The organism is Loktanella sp. 3ANDIMAR09, from assembly GCF_001420005.1.
Classification (GTDB): Bacteria; Pseudomonadota; Alphaproteobacteria; order Rhodobacterales; family Rhodobacteraceae; genus Loktanella.
In genome coordinates this window covers 22736-42682 of record NZ_LJAK01000015.1, presented here as the reverse complement: position 1 = coordinate 42682, position 19947 = coordinate 22736, and the positions used below count along the sequence as shown (strand labels likewise).

Genomic DNA, 19947 nt, shown 5'->3' with positions numbered 1-19947 from the left:
CATGGCTTACCAACGGCGTTCGAATTTGCGGCGCAGGATGATGGCGGCGGCGTTCATGATCAGCAGGAACACCAGCAGCACGATGATCGCACCCTGGGCCCGTTCGACAAAGGCCGGGTCGGATCGCTGCGTCCAGTTGTAGATTTGCACGGGCAGTGCGGTTGACGGGTCTCCGAACAGGCCGGCGCTGTCGGAAAAGGCCTGCGGATAATCCCGCACAAAGGCCACCATGCCGATCAGCAGCAGCGGTGCGGTTTCACCCAGCGCCTGCGCCAGACCGATGATCGTGCCCGTCAGGATGCCCGGTGCGGCCAGCGGCAGCACGTGGTGAAACACCGATTGCATTTTTGACGCGCCGACACCCAATGCCGCATCCCGGATCGACGGCGGCACCGATTTCAACGCGGCGCGTGTCGAGATGATGATCGTAGGCAAGGTCATCAAGGTCAGCACCAGCCCCCCAACCAGCGGCGAGGATTGGTTGAATTCCATGAAGTTGATGAAAATCGCAAGGCCAAGGATCCCGTAAACGATGGACGGAACAGCCGCGAGGTTCGCGATATTGACCTCGATGATATCGGTCCAGCGGTTTTTCGGGGCAAATTCCTCGAGGTAGATGGACGCCGCAACCGCAATGGGCAGCGCCAGCACCAGCACCACGATCATCATGTAAAGCGATCCCAGGATTGCCACACCCAGCCCTGCGGCCTCTGGTCTTTGGTCAGATGCATCGGGCAGCGACAGAAACGCCCAGTTGATGCGGGTCTCGATAATGCCCGCCTCGGCCATCTGTTCGGCCAGGACCAGTTGTTCGGGGCTGACGTTCTGGTCGCGCGATGCGGTTTCCATCGTCACGCGGCCTTTGAAAAACCCGTCGATCCGCCCGTCGGCCAGCAGGTTGAAATTGACCGTCTCGCCAATCAGGTCCGGATTCGCCAGCACGCGGTTGCGAACCGTGGCCGATGCCTCCTTGGAAATCATGTCGCCGATGTCGCGGTCGCTGACCTCGGTTTCGATCCCGGCGGCGGCCAGCGTGTCGATCAAACCGTCGCGCAGGACAGAGGCATAGCCGATGGTTGTCACGCCCGCCATTTCGGCAGGATCGCGGTTACCGTCCTTGTCCAGCCGGTCAGCAGGAAGGGTGATGTCGATGGTCACATAGGTCTGGCTGAATGCGCCGATCCCCTTGACGATCACGCTGGTCAGCAGGATCGCAAGCGCCATCATGGCAACTGCGATGGCCGCGACACCGTAAGATTTGAACCGGCGTTCTGCCGCGTTACGCGCCTTGGTCCGCTTGTCTTCGGTCAGCAGGGATTTCGAGGTCATTCGTATTGCTCCCGGTAGCGGCGCACGATGTAGAGGGCGAGGACATTCAGCGCGAGGGTGATGACAAACAAGGTCAGGCCCAGTGCGAATGCAACGAGTGTTTCGGGGGATGCGAAATCCGTGTCACCGGTCAGCTGGCTGACGATCTTGACGGTCACGGTTGTCATCGCCTCGAATGGGTTCAGGTCCAGCCGGGCCGCGGCCCCTGCCCCCAGCACCACGATCATTGTCTCGCCGATGGCGCGGGATGCGGCCAGCAGGATGGCGCCGACAATGCCGGGCAATGCGGCCGGCAGGACAACCTGACGGATAGTTTCCGAATGGGTCGAACCCAATCCCAAGCTACCGTCACGCAGGGATTGCGGCACGGCGTTGATGATGTCGTCGGACAGTGACGATACAAAGGGGATCAGCATGATGCCCATGACCAGACCGGCGGTCATCACCGACGACGCGCTGTCGCCAAAACCGGTCGGCTGGGCAAAGTAGTCGCGCAGGAACGGGCCCACGGTGACCAGCGCAAACAGACCGTAAACGATGGTCGGAATACCGGCGAGGATCTCGATCAGCGGTTTGAACACGCTGCGGGTCCGGCGGCTGGCATATTCGCTGAGGTAGACAGCGGCGAACAGACCGATCGGCACGGCAAAGATCAGGGCGATGACGCTGATGTACAATGTGCCCCAGAGCAGTGGCAGGATGCCCAGATCGGAATTGCCGCGAAAGTTGGGTGCCCAATTCGTCGAGAAAAAGAAATCCTGCCAGCGATACTGGCTGAAAAAGTTGATCGATTCGAACAGCATCGAAAACACGATGCCCACCGTGGTCAGAATAGCGATGACAGAGGCACCGATCAGCAGGCTGCGGATCCATCCCTCGGCGGCGGTGCGGGCCCGGAACGTGACCGATACGCGCATGATCGACAGGATGAAACCCAGTGTCGCAATCAACATGATGGCCAGCGGCACCCAGATCGGTGCAGCATCACGGTAGCTGAGCAGGCGCGCGGCAAAGAGCCAAGCCAGAATGGCGAACAGCGCAGGAATGGCGGTGGACAGGGCTGTGTTCAGCCCGTGCTGGCGCGGCAGGGACGCCAGTTTGCGAATATCACCGCCAGCGGCGCTTTGTGCACGACTGCGGGCGATAAAGAACCCCCCGACGCTGAGTGCGGCAATAAACAAAAGGGGCAACGTCAGCGACATGTGGCAGCTTTCACTTCGTTCAAATGACCGGGGGCAGCGGCCCTGCCCCCGGTCGTAACATGCGTTTGCGCAAACTTACATCGTGGTTTCGTCAGCGATCGCGGCCTGGGTGGTGGCCAGCTCGGGGTCGGACACCAGGCCGTATTCGGCCAGCGGGCCGTCGGGGCCTGCCATGTCGTCAGACACGAAGAACTCTGCGTATTCCTTCACACCGGGGATCACGCCGATATGCGCCTTCTTGACGTAGAAAAACAGCGGGCGGGACACGGGGTAATCACCAGCCGAGATGGTTTCCGTCGTGGGTTCGACACCGTTCATGGTGGCGACCTTCAGGACGCTGGTGTTGTTTTCGTAGAACGCCAGACCAAAGACGCCGACACCGTTGGGGTTCGCGTCGATGCGAGCCAGCGTTTCGGTGTAGTCGCCGTCGATGTCCACGGACATGCCGTCGGTGCGGATCGCCATGCATGCGGATTCGGCAGCATCTTCGTCACCGCCGTTGATTTCCATGATCGCAGCCATGGCACCGCTGTCTTCGCAGCCCTGCAGGATGACTTTTTCCTCGAACACTTCACGGGTGCCGTGCTTGGTGCCGGGGATGAATGTCATGATGTCGGCGTCGGGCAGTGCGGCGTCAACCTGCGACCAGTTGGTGTTCGGGTTGGCAACCATGGCACCGTCGACGGGCAGCTCGGCGGCCAGTGCGTTGTACCACTGTGTCGGGGTGAATTCGGTGAATGCCGGACCGTCGGTCTGGCTGGCGAACACGATGCCATCATAACCGATGCGGACTTCCATGATGTCGGTCACGCCGTTTGCAGCGCATTCCTCGATCTCTGCGGGGCGGATCGCGCGGGATGCGTTCGCGATGTCGACGGTGTTTTCGCCAACGCCTTCACAGAAACGCTTCAGACCAGCGGAAGATCCGCCGGATTCGACGACGGGTGTCGGAAAATCAAAGTTCTCGCCGAACAGTTCGGCTACGATCGTGGCATAGGGCAGCACGGTGGACGAGCCTGCAACCTGCACGTTGTCACGGGATTGGGCGGTGGCGGCGGATGCGGCAGCGATGGCAACGGCAGAGGTGGCCAGTTTGATGAACGACATATTTTTGCTCCTGTCAGTCATATGCGGATGGCGTTTCCTACGCCCCCGTCGCGGCCCTGCTAATCGGCCCGCACAACGCTTTTGTGACAGTTATGTAAAAGTAATATGACAGGGGCCGAAATCGCGGATTTAGTCCGCAAGCGGCAGAACCACGGTACAGGTTGTGCCTGATCCAACGGTACTGGCGATATGCAATCGCCCGCGGTGACGGTTCAGGATGTGTTTGACGATGGCCAATCCCAGTCCTGTGCCACCCTGCCCGCGCGCCCTGTGAGAATCGACGCGGTAGAATCGCTCGGTCAGGCGCGGCAGATGGTGGGCGGCGATACCGGGACCATGATCGCGCACATGAAACGCCAGCCCCAACCCGCGCAATTTGCGAAAGGCTGCCGGCGGATCGACGGTAATTTCGACCTTTTCGCCGTCGGCCCCGTATTTCAGCGCGTTTTGCACCAGGTTGGCGATGACCTGCCGCAACTGGTCGGAATCGCCCAGCACGTGCACGCCCGCGCTGTTGTCCTCCAGGGTCACCTTCATCCCCGAATCCGTGATGATCGGGCCCAGATCTTCAAGCGTGCCTGCGATCAATGCCCCCAGATTGACGGCCGTATTGGGGCGCAGGCGTTCCGCCTCCTCGACCCGCGACAGCGACAAAAGGTCGGTGACAAGCTGGGTCATCCGCGTGGTTTCACGTTCCATGATTCCCAAGAACCGTTCGCGGGCCTTTGGGTCGTCGCGGGCGGCACCGCGCAGCGTTTCGATGAACCCCTGAAGCGCTGTCAGCGGCGTGCGCAGCTCGTGACTGACATTGGCCACGAAATCCCGGCGCAATTGTCCGACGTCCTGTGCCGCGGTCCGATCCTCAAAGGTCAGGATCACGCTGCGTCCCTCGGGTACGATGGTCACATCCCAGGTCGTGTCCCGCGCACCATCGCGCCCAAGGTATTGCGATCTGCCCGGTGCGCCGGATTGCATCACGGTCTCGATCGCCTCCAGCAGGGTGGGTTGACGCAAGGCGGTGATGAAATGGCGCCCCACCAGTTTCGGCCCCAACAGGGCCGTCAAGGCAGGACTGACGGCACCCACCATCTGATCCGCGTCGATCAGCATCACCGGGATCGGCAGGGCATCGACGGGGATCAGACGGGTCATGGCCCCCTACCCTTGGGTTGCGGCCGCGACGGCGGCACCCAGTTCGGAAATCAGCAGGTCGGCATCCTCGACCCCGACCGACACGCGAAAGAATCCTTCGCTGATGCCCAGTGCGGCACGCCCCTCGGGCGTCAATCCGCGATGCGATGATGACGGCGGATGCGACAGCGTTGTGCCGATATCCCCCAGCGTCGGCGCAAATGCGATGTTGGGGGCGGCCCGGGTCAGCGCATTCGCCGCCTCACGCCCGCCGTCCAGCACAAAGGACAGCATATGCCCGCCCTGCCCGCCCAGCAGTGCCACGGCGCGGTTATGGTCGGGATGGTCAGCGCGCGTGGGATAAAGAACCTTGGTCACGCCGGGCATGCCTGCCAGCGCATCGGCCAGCCGGGTGGCATTGTCCTGTGTCGCGCGGTGGCGCAGGTGGAAAGAATGAAGCCCCCGTTCCGCCAGCCAGCAATCGAACGGGCTGGGCGTCATGCCCCAGGTCACATTGGCATCGTTGATCTGGCGCCGCAGGTCCGGATCATTGGTCCCGACATAGCCCAGGGTCGCATCCGAATGGCCCGCCAGCAGCTTGGTCACCGAATGAATCGTGATGTCGGCACCCGCCACCAGCGGCTGATAGGCGGCTGGCGTGGTAAAGGTATTGTCCACCATCAGCAGTATGCCGCGGTCACGGGCCAGTTTCACGATCCCTTCCATGTCGGCCACGCGGATCGTGGGGTTCGATACCACCTCGACCAGGATCATGCGGGTGTTGGGGCGCAATGCGGCCTCCATCGCGGCCAGGTCCGTGGGGTCCGCCAGCGAGGTTTCGATTCCCAGACGCGGCAGGTCTTGCGTCATCAGCCGCAAGGATCGACCATAAAGCTGGTCACCGCCCAGCACGTGATCGCCCGCCTTGAGCACGCCCAGAAATACAGCGCCGATCGCGGACATTCCCGACCCGGTGATGATCCCGCCGCCGGATGCGGGATCAACGGATTCCAGCATGTCGATCTTTTCGGCCAGAACCTGCGCGTTCGGGTGCCCCTCGCGGGCATAGGTATAGCCAGAGGCGTCGGCATATTGCGCATCCAGCGCATCGGGATCGGGTGACGAATAGACGACACTGGGTTGCAGCGGCGTCACGACGGGCCGCGAGACGGATGTGGGCCAGCTGGTGCGGCGCACGATAGAGGTAGGACGTGTCATTCGATTTCCTTCAGATCGCGGGCAAAACGGGCCGCGTTTTCGACGTAATGGCGGGCCGACAGGCGCAGGCCCGCGATGGCGGTGTCATCCAGCTGGCGCACCACCTTGCCGGGGGCCCCCATGACCAGACTGCCATCGGGGATGGTCTTGCCTTCGGTGATCAGTGCGCCCGCGCCGATCAGGCAATTCTTGCCGATCACGGCACCGTTCAGCACGGTCGCCCCCATCCCGATCATGGTGTTGTCGCCGATGGTGCAGCCGTGCAGCATCGCCTTGTGGCCGATGGTGCAACCCTGCCCAACGGTCAGCGGAAAACCGGGATCGTTGTGCAGGACGGCATTTTCCTGGATGTTGCTGTCGGCGCCGATGATGATGGGGTCGTTGTCGCCCCGGATCGTGACGTTGAACCAGATGTTCACGCGGTCCCCCAGATCGACCCGACCCATGACATGCGCGCCGGGGGCAATCCAGACCGCGTCCCCCAGCGTCGGGCGGACATCATTGAGTGCGTAAAGTGTCATAGCGGGCGTTCCTCGAATTCGGATTGCAGGCGGCGCACCACATCCAGCAGACCGGGCTGTTGCGCACGGCGCAGGCGTTCGGCGCTGATGATGGTTTTCAGACGGTCCTCGGTTTCGTCCAGATCGTCATTGACCAGCACGTAATCATAACCGTCCCAATGGCTGATTTCGTCCCAACTCTTGCGCATCCGTTTGGCGATCACCTCGGGCCCATCCTGCCCGCGGCTGACCAGACGGCGGTGCAATTCGGTGATCGACGGCGGCAGGATAAAGATCGACAGCACCGAATCCTGCAGGTCGGAATTGCTGATCTGCTGTGCGCCCTGCCAGTCGATGTCGAACAATACGTCGCGCCCCGTCTCGATGGCGGCCTGCACGGGCGCCTTGGGGCTGCCGTAGTAATTTTCGAAGACACGGGCGTGTTCGAGCATGCCACGATCATCCACAAGGCGGCGGAATTCGGCCTCTGACACGAAATGATAATCGGCGCCGTCCACCTCGCCCGCGCGGGGCTGGCGCGTGGTGGCCGACACCGAAAACCGCAGCGTGTCGTCCCATGTCATAAGCCGTTTGGCGAGGGTCGATTTACCCGCACCCGAGGGCGAGGACAGGATGATCAGCAGGCCACGACGCATCATCACTCACTCCACATTCTGAACTTGTTCGCGCATCTGTTCCAGCGCGGTCTTGATCGTGATGCCAATACCCGAGAGCGCGGCATTCTGGGATTTTGAACACAAGGTATTCGCCTCGCGCAGCATTTCCTGGATGATGAAATCCAGCTTGCGGCCGACGGGGCCGTCTTCGTCCATCAGGTCCCATGCCGCGACCAGATGCGTGTTCAGCCTGTCCAGCTCTTCGGTCACGTCCTGTTTCACCGCGATCAGCGCCAATTCCTGCGTCAGGCGGGCGCCGTCTGTGTCGGTTATTTCCCCCATCACCCGGGCATAGGCGTCGCGCAGGGCGCGGCGGGCGTCTTTTTCGCGTTCGGGCAGCAGGGCGCGGGCGGCCTCGATCTGGTCCTTGACGGTGTCAAGTTGCGCGCAGATCAGTTTCTGCAATGCCGTGCCTTCCTGGGCGCGCATCGCGGTCAGATCCGCCAACAGCGGGCCGATTGCCGTGGTGGCCGCAGCGATCAGGTCATCGGATGCGGCACCCGCTGAACCGGCCTCCAGCACGCCGGGTTGCAGCAACACGTCGGCGGCAGTGGGCTGCCCCAGCGTGACGCCCAAGGAAAACGCACGGTCCTGTACCTGATCCAGCGCGCGCAACACGGTGTCCAACCGGTCGGGATCAATGTCACGACCACCCTGGCCCTGATCCATCCGGCAGGTCAGCGTCACGGTGACCGTGCCACGATGCAATGCCTTGCGCAGGGCCGTCCGAAGGGTGGTTTCCAGGCGGTCGCAACCGTCCGGCAGGTACATCCGCAGGTCCAACGTGCGGCCGTTCACGGATCGCAGGGTCCATTCCCACCGCCCCGCATCGGAATGTCCGGTCCGGGTCGCAAAAGCAGTCATCGAATGGGTCATGGTCGTCCTGTCAGGTCGTTACCGGCCCATGTAACGTTTCCAGCGCCGGGGGGACAAGGGGCGGCGCGCGGGCGGGCGGCTGTTAACCGTCTGATCCTATTTTGGATGAAGCATCACGCCTTTCGGGGTTAAGCTTTCCTTAATTCTGCCACGTTTTTGTCACCGGATTGCCGCCATGCACCCTGTTCCACCCCCTGCCGGACCCTCGCCTGATCCCTTGGCGCACCTGTCACCGCAGGCCGCGCGGCTGTTATCCGTGCTCGAGGCGGATTGGCGCACCATCAGCCGCACCAGCCCCGTGCCGCGCCATGCGGATATCGACCCGCTGGCGCTGCATGCGGCATTGCCCCATGCCTTTGTCGCGCAGCAGACCGGCCTCGATGCCTTGCGCATCCGCGTGGCGGGTCAGGCATTGCATGATGGTATGGGATTCGATCCGCGCGGCATGTCGGTGGGGTGCTTTTTCACCGATGACGCTGGCGCGCGGGTGGTTGCGCTGATGCAGGACTGCCTGGCCGATCCTGCGATCCTTGGCGTGCCGCTGATCGGAGCCCGTCGGTTTAGCCGGCATCCGGTGCGTGGGTATGTGCTGGCGCTGCCCTTGGCGGATGCGACGGGTCAGGTGACCAAGATCATGGGTGCGATCGTCAGTCACGACACACGGACAAGGTCCGGTTTGCGGTGGGACGTGGCCGCAGCACCGGCGATCCGGCGTCAGGTGCTGGGCAGGCAGTTTGCCGACAGCCGCGCCAGCGATCCTGTGCAGCCGGGCTTGCGTCTGGTCGTGGACAATACCCGCTCATGAAAAAGGGGCACCGATCCGGTGCCCCCCTCGCAGTCATTGGTGCGCGCGATCAGCTGGCCTTGGCGTCGGCCAATGCGGTGCGACGATTGCTGAGCTGTTCGGCCACAAGGAACGCCAGTTCCAGCGACTGGCTGGCGTTCAGGCGCGGATCGCAGGCCGTGTGATAACGATCCGACAGATCCTCGTCGGTCACGGCACGCACGCCACCGGTGCATTCGGTCACGTCCTTGCCGGTCATCTCGAAATGGACACCGCCGGGGATCGTGCCTTCGGCGTTATGCACACCAAAGAATTCGGTGACCTCACGCAGCACGCTTTCGAACGGACGGGTCTTGTAGCCGGTCGAGGATTTGATCGTGTTGCCGTGCATCGGGTCACAGGTCCAGACGACGTTTGCGCCTTCTTCCTCGACGGCCTTGATCAGGCGCGGCAGGTGTTCACCAACCTGGCCCGCGCCAAAGCGTGCGATCAGCGTCAGGCGACCGGCCTCGTTGTTCGGGTTCAGCGAGGCCATCAGCGCCTTGAGGTGACCAGAGGTCATCGTCGGACCACATTTCAGGCCGATGGGGTTCATCACGCCCTTGCAGTATTCGACATGCGCGCCGTCGGGCTGACGCGTGCGGTCACCGATCCAGATCATGTGACCGGACCCTGCCAGCATGTTGCCGGATGTGCTGTCCACGCGGGTCAGCGCCTCTTCGTATTCCAGCAGCAACGCCTCGTGGCTGGTGTAGAATTCGACGGTCTGCAATTCGTGATTGCGGTCGGTCGTCAGACCGGCGGCATTCATGAAATCCAGCGTATCGCTGATACGGCTGGCCAGTTCGCGATATTTTTCGGCCTCCGGCGCATCGGTGAACCCCAGCGTCCATTGATGAACCTGATGCACGTCAGCATAGCCGCCCGTGGAAAAGGCACGCAGCAGGTTCAGCGATGCCGCCGCCTGCAGATAGGCCTGTTCCATCCGTGCAGGATCAGGGATCCGGCTGTCGGGCGTGAAATCGAACCCGTTGATGATGTCACCGCGGTAGCTGGGCAGTTCCACGCCGCTGACGGTTTCGGTGGGGGCGCTGCGCGGCTTGGCCATCTGGCCTGCCATGCGCCCGACCTTGACCACGGGCACCTTGGCTCCGTAGGTCAGGACCATCGCCATCTGCAACATCACCTTGAACGTGTCGCGGATCGTGTCGGCGCTGAATTCGGCAAAGCTTTCGGCGCAATCGCCGCCCTGCAAGAGAAACGCCTCGCCACGGCTGACCTTGGCCAGGTGACTGCGCAGACGGCGGGCCTCGCCGGCAAAGACCAGCGGGGGATAGCTGGCCAGCTTTGCCTCGACGGCCTGCAGTGCGGCGGCGTCGGTATAATCGGGCATCTGTACGCGTGGTTTGCTGCGCCAGTCAGATTTGGTCCAAGTGCTCATCGTTTCCCCTTCCCCGGCAATCCGGGTTCTTGCTGTCGGACGCGGCTTATAACGTGGGACCCCCAGAGGTCCAATGCAAATGTCGCTGCGGCACTTGTTTCCGGGCGATTAGTAGCGTTTGGTCCGCCCAAGGCGTTTTTCGGAGTATGGTCATGCCACCATCATCATCCCCCCGTGCAGTCGCAGCCGAACAGCGGCCCCGGCATTTCGTGTTTGTCCTGCTGGATCAGTTCACGATGCTCTGTTTTTCCGCCGCCATCGAAAGCCTGCGGATCGCCAACATGACCGCCGGACGACAACTCTATAGCTGGTCGTTGCTGGCCGAGGGCGGTGTCAGCGCGACCTGTTCCAACGGCTGCGTGTTCACGGTGAACGGTGATCTGTCTGAACTGGACCGTGACGACACGATCATGTTGTGTGGCGGGCTCGAGATTCAGGAAGCCACGACAAAGCGTGTGTTGAACTGGCTGCGCAAGGAGGCCCGGCGCGGCCTGCCCGTCGCGGGCCTGTGCACCGCAGGCTATACCATGGCGCGGGCGGGCCTGCTGGATGGCAAACGCGCAACGATCCACTGGGAAAACCAGGACAGCTTTATCGAGGAATTCGAGGAGGTCGACCTGACCCGGTCCGTATTCGTCATAGACGGCAACCGCATCACGACTGCGGGGGGCACCGCATCCATCGACCTGATGCTCAAGCTGATTGCGGATGACCACGGCGAGGAATTGGCCAACAATGTCGCCGATATCCTGATTTATTCGTCGATCCGGACCGATCAGGACACGCAGCGCCTGTCGATCCCCACCCGGATCGGCGTCAGGCACCCGAAACTGTCGCGCGTCATCAAGCTGATGGAACAGAATATCGAGGACCCGATCAGCCCCGCACAATTGGCCAAGGAGGTGGGGATGTCGACGCGCCAGCTGGAACGGCTGTTCCGGCGTTATCTGTCGCGCAGCCCCAAGCGGTATTACATGGAGTTGCGGCTGGCCAAGGCGCGCAATCTGCTGATGCAGACCGACATGACGGTAATCAATGTCGCATTGGCCTGCGGTTTTGCATCGCCGTCGCATTTCTCCAAATGCTACCGGGCCCATTACGACACGACGCCCTACCGCGAACGCGGATCGCATGCGGCGCGGACAGCGCCCTAGGGCGTGCGATTCTCTTGTCCGCGATGACGTAGCGGCAGTGGGCGCCTCGCAAATCAACTCAAGGTTGCGTCATGTCGCAAAGTCGCGATTTTGACCCGGCGCGACTGGTTTTGCAGGTCGAACGACCTGCCGGTTGGCGCTTTCTTTCTGCAACGCGCCTGCTAATCTGCGTCCACCAACAACAAAAACGTTAGGGAGTTACCAATGAAACATCTGATGATGGCCACCGCGGCCACCGCCCTGTTTGCCGGTCAGGCCTTTGCCGCCGCGCATACGGGCGACGTCAAGATCGGGATCGTGCTGGGCTTTACCGGCCCGCTGGAATCCATCACCCCCGCCATGGGCGCTGGCGCTGAACTGGCCATCGCCGAAGTCAACGCAGCCGGCACCCTGCTGGACGGCGCGACCGTGACAGGCATCCGCGCGGATTCCACCTGCATCGACGCCGGTGCAGCCACCGCCGCAGCCGAAGGTCTGGTCACCGGTGACGGCGTGAACGCCATCATGGGCGCCGATTGTTCCGGTGTGACGGGTGCGATCCTGCAAAACGTCGCACGCCCGAACGGTGTCGTGATGATTTCGCCCTCCGCCACTTCGCCCGGTCTGTCCACCGCAGAGGATGACGGTCTGTTCTTCCGTACCGCACCGTCGGATGCCCGTCAGGGTGTCGTGATGACCGAGATCCTGAACGATCGCGGCATCACCGAAGTCGCGCTGACCTATACCAACAACGACTACGGCAAGGGTCTGGCTGACGCGTTCCAGGCGGCATTCGAGGAATCCGGCGGCACCGTCACGATTTCGGCCGCACACGAGGACGGCAAAGGCGACTATTCGTCCGAGGTCGCAGCACTGGCAGCCGCCGGTGGCGAGGTTCTGGTCGTGGCCGGTTACACCGACCAGGGCGGCAAGGGCATCATCCAGAACTCGATCGACACGGGCGCATTCGACACCTTCGTCCTGCCCGACGGCATGGTCGGTCAGCAGCTGGTTGACGACATCGGTGACGCGCTGAACGGATCGTTCGGTCAGTTCCCCGGCACCGACAGCGCAGGCGCTGAAATGTTCCAGGCCCTGGCAGCCGAAGCTGATTTCGACGGCACGGGCGCATTCGCACCCGAAAGCTATGACGCAGCAGCGCTGATCATGCTCGCCATGGAAGCAGCGGGTTCCAACCAGTCCGCTGATTTCATGGGCGAAGTCATGAATGTCGCCAACGCCCCCGGCACCGAGATTTTCCCCGGTGAGCTGGCCAAGGCGATTGAACTGCTGAAGGCTGGCGAAGACATCGACTATGTCGGTGCCACGGCGGTGGAACTCATCGGTGCAGGCGAATCCGCAGGCAACTACCGCGAGATCGAGATCCAGGACGGCGAAATCGTCACCGTCAACTTCCGATAAAACCTGACCTGCCCCGGCGCCATCGCGCGCCGGGGCACCCAACGGATTGAAAATCAATGATCGTTGTCGAAAATCTCGTGAAGACCTTTGGTGGTTTTCACGCCGTGGACGGGGCAAGCCTGACGATCCGTGAAGGATCGATCACCGGGCTGATCGGTCCAAACGGTGCCGGAAAAACCACGCTATTCAATGTGATCGCGGGCGTTCTTGAACCAACGTCGGGGCGCGTGACCATGGCAGGCGAGGATATCACCGGCCTGCCGCCGCATGAATTGTTCCACAAGGGGCTGCTGCGCACGTTCCAGATCGCGCATGAGTTTTCGTCGATGACCTGCCGCGAGAACCTGATGATGGTGCCGGGCAATCAGGCGGGCGAGACGCTGTGGAACACGTGGTTCGGGCGTAAACGCATCGCTGACGAGGAACGCGCCCTGCGGGCCAAGGCCGACGAGGTGCTGGAATTTCTGACCATCACCCATCTAGCCGATCACAAGGCCGGACAAATCTCTGGCGGACAAAAGAAATTGCTGGAACTGGGGCGCACCATGATGGTCGACGCCCGGATCGTGTTTCTGGACGAGGTCGGCGCAGGCGTGAACCGCACGCTGCTCAATACCATCGGTGACGCGATCCAGCGTCTGAACCGCGAGCGCGGCTATACTTTTGTCGTGATCGAACACGACATGGATTTCATCGGCCGCCTCTGCGACCCCGTGATCTGCATGGCCGAGGGCAAGGTGCTGGCCGAGGGCACGCTGGACGAGATCAAGGCCAACGAACAGGTGATCGAAGCCTATCTGGGCACGGGTCTGAAAAATAAGGATCAGGTGGCCACAGCATGAGTGACAACGCGTACCAGGATGACCGCGGCAACAAGGACCGGTCGATCACCAAACCCGGCGGCAGCACGACGCAGACCGTCCGCAAGGGCGGCAAGGCTGTGCCGACAAACAGCAAGGCGTTCCTGATCGGCGAGGCCATGACAGGTGGCTACGGCAAGGGACCCGACATCCTGCACAGCTGCACCATTGCCGTTGATCCGGGCGAAATCGCCGTGATCGTCGGCCCCAACGGTGCCGGCAAATCCACCGCGATGAAGGCGATGTTCGGCATGCTTGACGTGCGCTCGGGCCACGTGATGCTGGACGGCGAGGATATCACCGCGCTGACCCCGCAGGACCGCGTGATCAAGGGCATGGGGTTCGTGCCGCAGACCCACAACATCTTTACCTCGATGACCGTCGAGGAAAACCTGGAAATGGGTGCGTTCATCCGGCGCGATGATTTCCGCGATACGATGACCAAGGTGTATGACCTGTTTCCCATCCTCAAGGAAAAGCGGAACCAGCCTGCGGGTGAATTGTCGGGTGGTCAGCGTCAGCAGGTCGCCGTGGGACGTGCATTGATGACACAGCCCAAGGTTCTGATGCTGGACGAACCGACCGCCGGCGTCAGTCCGATCGTCATGGATGAACTCTTTGACCGCATCATCGAGGTGGCCCGCACTGGCATCCCGATCCTGATGGTGGAACAGAACGCACGCCAAGCGCTTGAAATCGCTGACAAAGCCTACGTTTTGGTGCAGGGCGCGAACGCGCATACCGGCACTGGCAAGGAACTGTTGGCCGACGACGAAGTGCGCCGCAGCTTCTTGGGCGGGTGATGCCCGCATTGATCTTGACGACCACCGTGCCCGCGTATCGCGGCCGGACTGGGGGATATTGAATGGACTTTCTGAACGGTCTCGTCTTTTTGACGAACTTTGTGATCATACCGGCGGCGGCCTACGGCGCACAGCTTGCACTTGGGGCGCTGGGGATCACGCTGGTATATGCAATCTTGCGGTTTTCCAACTTTGCCCACGGCGACACGATGGCGCTGGGGACAGGCATCACGATCAAGCTGACGGCGGTGCTGGTGGCATTCGGCATCACGCTGGGACCACTGCCGACCGCCTTGCTCGCCCTGCCTGTCGGGATTGCGGCCACAGGTGTGATCCTGCTGGTAACCGATTGGCTGGTCTACAAATTCTACCGCGAACAAAAGGCAAAGCCCGTGATCCTCGTGATTGTGTCGCTGGGTGTGATGTTCGTCATGAACGGCCTGACGCGCGTGTTTTTCGGTGTCCGCGACATCCAGTTCGCAGATGGGGAACGTTTCCTGATCACGGTACGCCAGTTCCGCGACATGACAGGTCTGGACGAAGGTCTGGCCATCCGGACGACGCAGGCCATCACGCTGGTCACCGCCGTGATCGTCATGACCGCGCTGTTCTGGTTTCTGAACAAGACACGCACCGGCAAATCCATGCGCGCCTTTTCCGACAACGAGGATCTGGCCCTGCTGTCCGGCATCGACCCCGACCGCGTGGTGCGTGTGACCTGGCTGCTGGTCGGCGCACTGGCAACCACGGCGGGTGTGCTCTACGGCCTCGACAAATCGTTCAAGGCTTTCACCTATTTCCAGCTGCTACTGCCCATGTTCGCGGCCGCGATCGTCGGCGGGATCGGCAACCCAAAGGGTGCGATCGTCGGCGGTTTCCTGATCGCCTTTGCCGAGGTGACGGTGACCTATCCGCTGAAAAAGGTGCTGACCTACTGGCTGCCTGACAGCATGGCGCCAGAGGGCCTCGTGCAGCTGCTGAGCGGTGACTACAAGTTCGCCGTCAGCTTTATCATTCTGATCATCGTTTTGTTGTTCCGGCCGACCGGACTGTTCAAGGGGCAATCCATATGACCGATACATTGCGCACCGGCCTTTTCGCGGGCCTTGTCGTGGCCCTGATCGTGGGCACCGGCGTTCTGGACAACTGGAACCTCGCGTTGATCATCGTCAACTACGGGCTGATTTCGGCGATCATGGCGCTGGGGGTGAACCTGCAATGGGGCCTCGCCGGGCTGTTCAACGTCGGCGTCATGGGGTTCGTGGCACTGGGCGGTCTGGCCGCGGTGCTGATTTCGATGCCCCCCGTCCCCGAGGCATGGGCTGCCGGTGGCGGTCAGGTGCTGGGCGCGCTGGCCATTGGTGCCGCCGTGATCGCGGGTCTGATCGCTGTTTACAAACGCACCGCCGGGCGTGTCCGGGTGATTGCGATGGTCGTCCTTGGGATCGTCGGATTTTTCCTGTTCCGCAGTGTGTTTGACGCTGGCGTGCAGGCGATCGAGGCGGTGAACCCCGCCAGCACCGGTTTTCTGGGTGGTCTGAACTTTGGCGGTGATTCCGGTCGGGACTGGCCGATCATGGCCGTCATCGCCTGGCCTGTCGGCGGGATGCTGGCCGCGGGTGCGGCCTGGATCATCGGCAAGACGGCACTGGGTCTGCGGTCCGACTATCTGGCGATTGCCACGCTGGGCATTGCGGAAATCATCATCGCGATCCTGAAAAACGAAAACTGGATGAGCCGGGGCGTCATGAACGTCATCGGCCTGCCGCGCCCTGTCCCCTACGAGACAGATCTTCAGGCAGATCCGGATTTCGTGGCTACGGTCACCGATCTGGGGCTGGACCCGACGCTTGCCTCTACCCTCTGGGTCAAGCTGCTGTATTCCGGCCTGTTCGCGGCATTCCTGATCGTGTTGCTCATCCTTGCGCAGCGCGCACTGCACAGCCCCTGGGGCCGCATGATGCGTGCGATCCGCGACAACGAGGTGGCCGCCCGCGCCATGGGCAAGAACGTCACCGCGCGGCATCTGCAGGTGTTCATCATCGGTTCGGCCATCTGCGGGCTGGCGGGCGCAATGATGACAACGCTGGATGGTCAGCTGACACCGGCCGCATACCAGCCGCTGCGGTTCACGTTCCTTGTCTGGGTGATGGTCATCGTCGGCGGGTCCGGCAACAACTTTGGCTCTGTGCTGGGTGGTATGCTGATCTGGTGGCTGTGGGTGGCCGTGGGTGAATACGGACCCGACCTGATGATCTGGGCCACCGCCTGGATGAGCGATGACAGCGCGTTCAAGGCCAACCTGGTCAATTCCGCGCCGCAGATGCGTTTCCTGGTGATGGGCACCGTTTTGCTGCTGATCCTGCGGTTCAGCCCACGCGGGATCCTGCCCGAAAAGTGACCCCTTGCCACAGCCCGAAGGCCCCCCTATCTAAGGGGTGTCCTTCGGGACTATGGACATAAACGCGCTCGTAATAAGCGGATCGGACCCGGGGGCGGTACCCGGCGGCTCCACCAACATCTGGTCATTTGCCAGCGATGGGGCCGAAACAGGATCGACGAACGTCTAAAGGGGTTTGCTTTGTCTCGGTGAGTTACCACCGTTATCGGTACAAATTGTATAGTTGCAAATGACAACCATGCTCCGGTCGCAGTTGCCGCGTAAGCGGTACCTAACACCGAAACCTTAAGTCCCCTGGCCTAGCAGCCTTGGGCGGGGTCCGCAGGTACCTGGCAACAGAAACCTGCACCTTTCCCTTTTTGTTGCTTTGCCATGCGCGCTGCGCCACGCTGGCGTGATGTTGCGCGCGCTCTTATTCGCTCTGTTGCCCTTTCCGGTGCTGGCCTGTGACACGGCCCTGATGCTGACGATTGACGTCAGCAATTCGGTGGATGTGGCGGAATACCGTTTGCAAACGGACGGTCTGGCCGATGCGCTGACCGATCCCGATATCATTGACGCGCTGGTGCAGGGGCAATCCGCCATTTCGGTGGTGCAATGGTCGGGGATCGACCGCCAGTCGGTGGTCATTCCATGGACGCGTATCCGCACGGCAAATGACGCGGCAAAGTTGTCGGACCGTGCACGCACACAAGACCGCAGGTTCGTGTTGTCGGATACCGCACCGGCACAGGCAATCCTGTTTTCGCTGCGCAACTTTGACGCGGTGGCGGACTGCAAGCGCCGGGTCATCGATATTTCGGGCGACGGGACACCGAACGCCATCGGTGATATCGGCGCCGCCCGCAGACAGGCCGAACGCGATGGCATCACGATCAATGCGATTGCCATTGAATCCATGGGCCTGGCCATCACGAACTTTTACCGCGAACAGGTCATAACACGCGACGGATTCGTCATGACCGCCCGACGACACAGCGATTATCCGCGCGCAATCCGTGCCAAGATTATCCGCGAATTGGCGCAAATCATCGGTTAGGTCGGCCTTTTACTCGCCCACGAATACGATATGCTGACCCTAGGCAAATCGAAGGGCGGCCAGATGTCACAAAAGATCGACTACGGAAATCTGATGCACCGTGCGATGCGGACACTGATCCGCGACGTGTTGGCCGACGTTCAGAAAACCGGCAAATTGCCCGGCGATCATCGGTTCATCATCACCTTTGACACGCTGCACCCGGATGTGGAAATGGCCGACCACCTGTCGGACCGCTATCCCGGCGACATGACGATCATCATGCAGCACTGGTTCGACAACCTCGACGTCTCGGAAGAGGGTTTCGCCGTGACGCTGTCGTTCGGAAACGTGCCCGAACCGCTGTATATCCCCTACGACGCGATCACGACATTTGCCGATCCTTCGGTCGAATTCGGTCTGCGGTTCGAAACGCAGGCCTCTGACATCGATCACGACGATGACGATGACGACGAGGCACCGATGGATGAGCTGGTCGAACCAGACGCCGAGGACGCCCCCCGCCCGGCCGCAGAGGTCGTCAGCCTCGACAAGTTTCGCAAGTAAGATTGATGCGCGCGTAAGGTCACGCTACTGAAGGGCAACCATTTGACCGGGAGGCCCGACATGACCAAGACACGCACCGAAACCGACAGCTTTGGCCCGCTGGAGGTCGCCGCAGACCGCTATTGGGGCGCACAGACACAGCGTTCGTTGATGAATTTTCCCATCGGCTGGGAAAAACAGCCCGTCGCCATCGTGCGCGCGCTGGGTGTGATCAAGCAAGCCTGTGCGCAGGCCAACCTTGCCCGTGGCAAACTGGACAAGACGCTGGCCGACGCCATGATCGCGGCCGCATCAGAAGTCGTGGCAGGCAAACTGGACGACCATTTCCCGCTCGTCGTCTGGCAGACCGGGTCCGGCACCCAGTCGAACATGAATGCCAACGAAGTCATCAGCAACCGCGCGATCGAAATTCTGGGTGGTGAGATCGGGTCGAAAACACCCGTTCACCCCAACGATCATTGCAATATGGGCCAGTCGTCCAACGATACCTTTCCGACCGCGATGCATATCGCCGTGGCCCGCACCGCCCATGACGTGCTGCTGCCGGGTCTGGAACATCTGCACAAGGCGCTGGAGGCAAAGCAGGCGGAATTCAACGACATCATCAAGATCGGCCGCACCCATACGATGGATGCGACACCGCTGACACTGGGTCAGGAATTTTCCGGCTACGTGCATCAGGTCGCCATGGGTATCCGCCGCATCAAGGCCGCCCTGCCCGCGATCTATGAACTGGCACAGGGCGGCACTGCAGTCGGCACCGGTCTGAACACGCCAAAGGGTTGGGGCGAAACGGTCGCTGCCAATATCGCGGACATCACCGGCCTGCCTTTTGTCACGGCCCCCAACAAGTTCGAGGCGCTGGCCGCCCATGATGCACTGGTCGAAATGTCCGGCGCGCTGCGCGGCGTCGCGGCCAGCATCTATAAAATCGCCTGTGACATTCGCATGTTGGGGTCCGGCCCCCGCTGCGGTCTGGGAGAGCTGATGTTGCCCGAAAACGAACCGGGGTCGTCGATCATGCCGGGCAAGGTGAACCCCACGCAGGTCGAGGCGATCACACAGGTCTGCGCCCATGTCATGGGCAATGACGCGGCCGTCGGATTCGCCGGTTCGCAGGGCCATTTCGAGCTGAACGTGATGAAACCCATGATGGCCTACAACGTGTTGCAATCCATGCAACTGCTGGGCGACAGCGCCGTGGCGTTCACCGACAATTGCGTGGCAGGCATCCGGGCCGACCGGGACCGGATCGAAAAACTGATGCGCGAATCCCTGATGCTGGTGACTGCATTGGCCCCCGAAATCGGCTATGACAATGCCACCACGGTGGCCAAGACCGCGCACAAGAACGGCACGACCCTCAAGCAAGAGGCCATCGCACTCGGCTTTGTCGATGCCGAAACCTTTGACCGTGTGGTGCGCCCCGAGGACATGATCGGCCCGAAATAATCGCGTCGTCGTCAAGCAAACAATTC

The 19947-nt window shown here is 61.7% G+C and carries 19 protein-coding genes and 1 other RNA gene; 11 read left to right on the top strand and 9 right to left on the bottom strand.

The window, feature by feature from the left end:
- Window positions 1–6 precede the first annotated feature (6 nt).
- The 8 genes from pstA to AN189_RS16590 all read right to left on the bottom strand — a co-directional run bounded on the left by pstA (window position 7) and on the right by AN189_RS16590 (window position 8040).
- Window positions 7–1329, bottom strand: coding sequence for a phosphate ABC transporter permease PstA (gene pstA, locus AN189_RS16625; protein ID WP_056038541.1), 1323 nt, complete (start codon window positions 1327–1329; stop codon window positions 7–9).
- Window positions 1326–2531 (bottom strand): phosphate ABC transporter permease subunit PstC, encoded by a 1206-nt coding sequence (pstC, locus tag AN189_RS16620; RefSeq protein WP_056038538.1) that lies wholly within the window; start codon window positions 2529–2531, stop codon window positions 1326–1328. Before pstC ends, pstA begins: the two co-directional genes overlap by 4 nt.
- A 75-nt stretch (window positions 2532–2606) precedes the next feature.
- Window positions 2607–3638, bottom strand: a complete 1032-nt coding sequence (locus AN189_RS16615; protein ID WP_056038535.1) for a substrate-binding domain-containing protein — start codon at window positions 3636–3638, stop codon at window positions 2607–2609.
- A 129-nt stretch (window positions 3639–3767) separates the two neighbouring features.
- Window positions 3768–4790 (bottom strand): ATP-binding protein, encoded by a 1023-nt coding sequence (locus AN189_RS16610; RefSeq protein ID WP_056038532.1) that lies wholly within the window; start codon window positions 4788–4790, stop codon window positions 3768–3770.
- Window positions 4791–4796: 6 nt separating this feature from the next.
- Window positions 4797–5987, bottom strand: coding sequence for a PLP-dependent aspartate aminotransferase family protein (locus AN189_RS16605; RefSeq protein WP_056038528.1), 1191 nt, complete (start codon window positions 5985–5987; stop codon window positions 4797–4799).
- Window positions 5984–6508, bottom strand: a complete 525-nt coding sequence (locus tag AN189_RS16600; protein WP_056038527.1) for a gamma carbonic anhydrase family protein — start codon at window positions 6506–6508, stop codon at window positions 5984–5986. Before AN189_RS16600 ends, AN189_RS16605 begins: the two co-directional genes overlap by 4 nt.
- The gene (gene gmk, locus AN189_RS16595; RefSeq protein ID WP_056038524.1) at window positions 6505–7146 is read right to left on the bottom strand and encodes a guanylate kinase; all 642 of its coding nucleotides are present in this window, start codon (window positions 7144–7146) and stop codon (window positions 6505–6507) included. The genes AN189_RS16600 and gmk overlap by 4 nt, the downstream gene beginning before the upstream one ends.
- Before the next feature lie 3 nt (window positions 7147–7149).
- Window positions 7150–8040, bottom strand: coding sequence for a YicC/YloC family endoribonuclease (locus AN189_RS16590; RefSeq protein ID WP_056038520.1), 891 nt, complete (start codon window positions 8038–8040; stop codon window positions 7150–7152).
- A gap of 175 nt (window positions 8041–8215) precedes the next feature.
- Between AN189_RS16590 and AN189_RS16585 the strand changes: the two genes are divergently transcribed.
- Complete coding sequence (locus AN189_RS16585; RefSeq protein WP_083484469.1) at window positions 8216–8845, top strand: PAS domain-containing protein; 630 nt, start codon at window positions 8216–8218, stop codon at window positions 8843–8845.
- 49 nt (window positions 8846–8894) lie between these two features.
- Here the strand turns inward: AN189_RS16585 and AN189_RS16580 are convergent, their stop codons facing one another.
- The gene (locus AN189_RS16580; RefSeq protein ID WP_056038514.1) at window positions 8895–10265 is read right to left on the bottom strand and encodes a class II 3-deoxy-7-phosphoheptulonate synthase; all 1371 of its coding nucleotides are present in this window, start codon (window positions 10263–10265) and stop codon (window positions 8895–8897) included.
- Window positions 10266–10417: 152 nt separating this feature from the next.
- On the opposite strand from AN189_RS16580, the gene AN189_RS16575 reads away from it, so the two are divergent.
- The 10 genes from AN189_RS16575 (at window position 10418) to fumC (ending at window position 19921) form a co-directional block, all read left to right on the top strand.
- Complete coding sequence (locus tag AN189_RS16575) at window positions 10418–11419, top strand: GlxA family transcriptional regulator (protein ID WP_157057531.1); 1002 nt, start codon at window positions 10418–10420, stop codon at window positions 11417–11419.
- 204 nt (window positions 11420–11623) lie between these two features.
- A complete protein-coding gene (locus tag AN189_RS16570; RefSeq protein ID WP_056038510.1) occupies window positions 11624–12820 on the top strand; it encodes an ABC transporter substrate-binding protein in 1197 nt (398 codons plus the stop codon).
- A 56-nt stretch (window positions 12821–12876) separates the two neighbouring features.
- Window positions 12877–13662: an ABC transporter ATP-binding protein gene (locus AN189_RS16565; RefSeq protein WP_056038506.1), complete on the top strand. Its 786-nt coding sequence runs from the start codon at window positions 12877–12879 to the stop codon at window positions 13660–13662.
- On the top strand, window positions 13659–14483 hold the full coding sequence (locus AN189_RS16560) for an ABC transporter ATP-binding protein (RefSeq protein ID WP_083484468.1): 825 nt from the start codon (window positions 13659–13661) through the stop codon (window positions 14481–14483). Before AN189_RS16565 ends, AN189_RS16560 begins: the two co-directional genes overlap by 4 nt.
- Before the next feature lie 62 nt (window positions 14484–14545).
- Complete coding sequence (locus tag AN189_RS16555) at window positions 14546–15556, top strand: branched-chain amino acid ABC transporter permease (protein ID WP_056038504.1); 1011 nt, start codon at window positions 14546–14548, stop codon at window positions 15554–15556.
- Window positions 15553–16884: a branched-chain amino acid ABC transporter permease gene (locus AN189_RS16550; RefSeq protein ID WP_172794935.1), complete on the top strand. Its 1332-nt coding sequence runs from the start codon at window positions 15553–15555 to the stop codon at window positions 16882–16884. Before AN189_RS16555 ends, AN189_RS16550 begins: the two co-directional genes overlap by 4 nt.
- Window positions 16885–17234, top strand: a transfer-messenger RNA (tmRNA) gene (ssrA, locus tag AN189_RS18900).
- Between the two features lie 47 nt (window positions 17235–17281).
- Window positions 17282–17923, top strand: a complete 642-nt coding sequence (locus tag AN189_RS16545) for a DUF1194 domain-containing protein (RefSeq protein WP_056038501.1) — start codon at window positions 17282–17284, stop codon at window positions 17921–17923.
- A 63-nt stretch (window positions 17924–17986) separates the two neighbouring features.
- The gene (locus tag AN189_RS16540) at window positions 17987–18469 is read left to right on the top strand and encodes an SspB family protein (RefSeq protein WP_056038630.1); all 483 of its coding nucleotides are present in this window, start codon (window positions 17987–17989) and stop codon (window positions 18467–18469) included.
- A 60-nt stretch (window positions 18470–18529) separates the two neighbouring features.
- The gene (gene fumC, locus AN189_RS16535) at window positions 18530–19921 is read left to right on the top strand and encodes a class II fumarate hydratase (protein WP_056038498.1); all 1392 of its coding nucleotides are present in this window, start codon (window positions 18530–18532) and stop codon (window positions 19919–19921) included.
- The last annotated feature ends 26 nt before the right edge of the window (window positions 19922–19947 follow it).

Bases quoted from the DNA above. Each gene is read 5' to 3' on its own strand.
- pstA (WP_056038541.1), bottom strand. From the start codon at position 1,329: ATGACCTCGAAATCCCTGCTGACCGAAGACAAGCGGACCAAGGCGCGT.
- AN189_RS16605 (WP_056038528.1), bottom strand. From the start codon at position 5,987: ATGACACGTCCTACCTCTATCGTGCGCCGCACCAGCTGGCCCACATCC.
- gmk (WP_056038524.1), bottom strand. From the start codon at position 7,146: ATGATGCGTCGTGGCCTGCTGATCATCCTGTCCTCGCCCTCGGGTGCG.
- AN189_RS16590 (WP_056038520.1), bottom strand. From the start codon at position 8,040: ATGACCCATTCGATGACTGCTTTTGCGACCCGGACCGGACATTCCGAT.
- pstC (WP_056038538.1), bottom strand. From the start codon at position 2,531: ATGTCGCTGACGTTGCCCCTTTTGTTTATTGCCGCACTCAGCGTCGGG.
- AN189_RS16580 (WP_056038514.1), bottom strand. From the start codon at position 10,265: ATGAGCACTTGGACCAAATCTGACTGGCGCAGCAAACCACGCGTACAG.
- AN189_RS16555 (WP_056038504.1), top strand. From the start codon at position 14,546: ATGGACTTTCTGAACGGTCTCGTCTTTTTGACGAACTTTGTGATCATA.
- AN189_RS16615 (WP_056038535.1), bottom strand. From the start codon at position 3,638: ATGTCGTTCATCAAACTGGCCACCTCTGCCGTTGCCATCGCTGCCGCA.
- AN189_RS16540 (WP_056038630.1), top strand. From the start codon at position 17,987: ATGTCACAAAAGATCGACTACGGAAATCTGATGCACCGTGCGATGCGG.
- AN189_RS16570 (WP_056038510.1), top strand. From the start codon at position 11,624: ATGAAACATCTGATGATGGCCACCGCGGCCACCGCCCTGTTTGCCGGT.
- AN189_RS16600 (WP_056038527.1), bottom strand. From the start codon at position 6,508: ATGACACTTTACGCACTCAATGATGTCCGCCCGACGCTGGGGGACGCG.
- AN189_RS16575 (WP_157057531.1), top strand. From the start codon at position 10,418: ATGCCACCATCATCATCCCCCCGTGCAGTCGCAGCCGAACAGCGGCCC.
- AN189_RS16585 (WP_083484469.1), top strand. From the start codon at position 8,216: ATGCACCCTGTTCCACCCCCTGCCGGACCCTCGCCTGATCCCTTGGCG.
- AN189_RS16550 (WP_172794935.1), top strand. From the start codon at position 15,553: ATGACCGATACATTGCGCACCGGCCTTTTCGCGGGCCTTGTCGTGGCC.
- AN189_RS16610 (WP_056038532.1), bottom strand. From the start codon at position 4,790: ATGACCCGTCTGATCCCCGTCGATGCCCTGCCGATCCCGGTGATGCTG.
- AN189_RS16565 (WP_056038506.1), top strand. From the start codon at position 12,877: ATGATCGTTGTCGAAAATCTCGTGAAGACCTTTGGTGGTTTTCACGCC.
- AN189_RS16545 (WP_056038501.1), top strand. From the start codon at position 17,282: ATGTTGCGCGCGCTCTTATTCGCTCTGTTGCCCTTTCCGGTGCTGGCC.
- AN189_RS16560 (WP_083484468.1), top strand. From the start codon at position 13,659: ATGAGTGACAACGCGTACCAGGATGACCGCGGCAACAAGGACCGGTCG.
- fumC (WP_056038498.1), top strand. From the start codon at position 18,530: ATGACCAAGACACGCACCGAAACCGACAGCTTTGGCCCGCTGGAGGTC.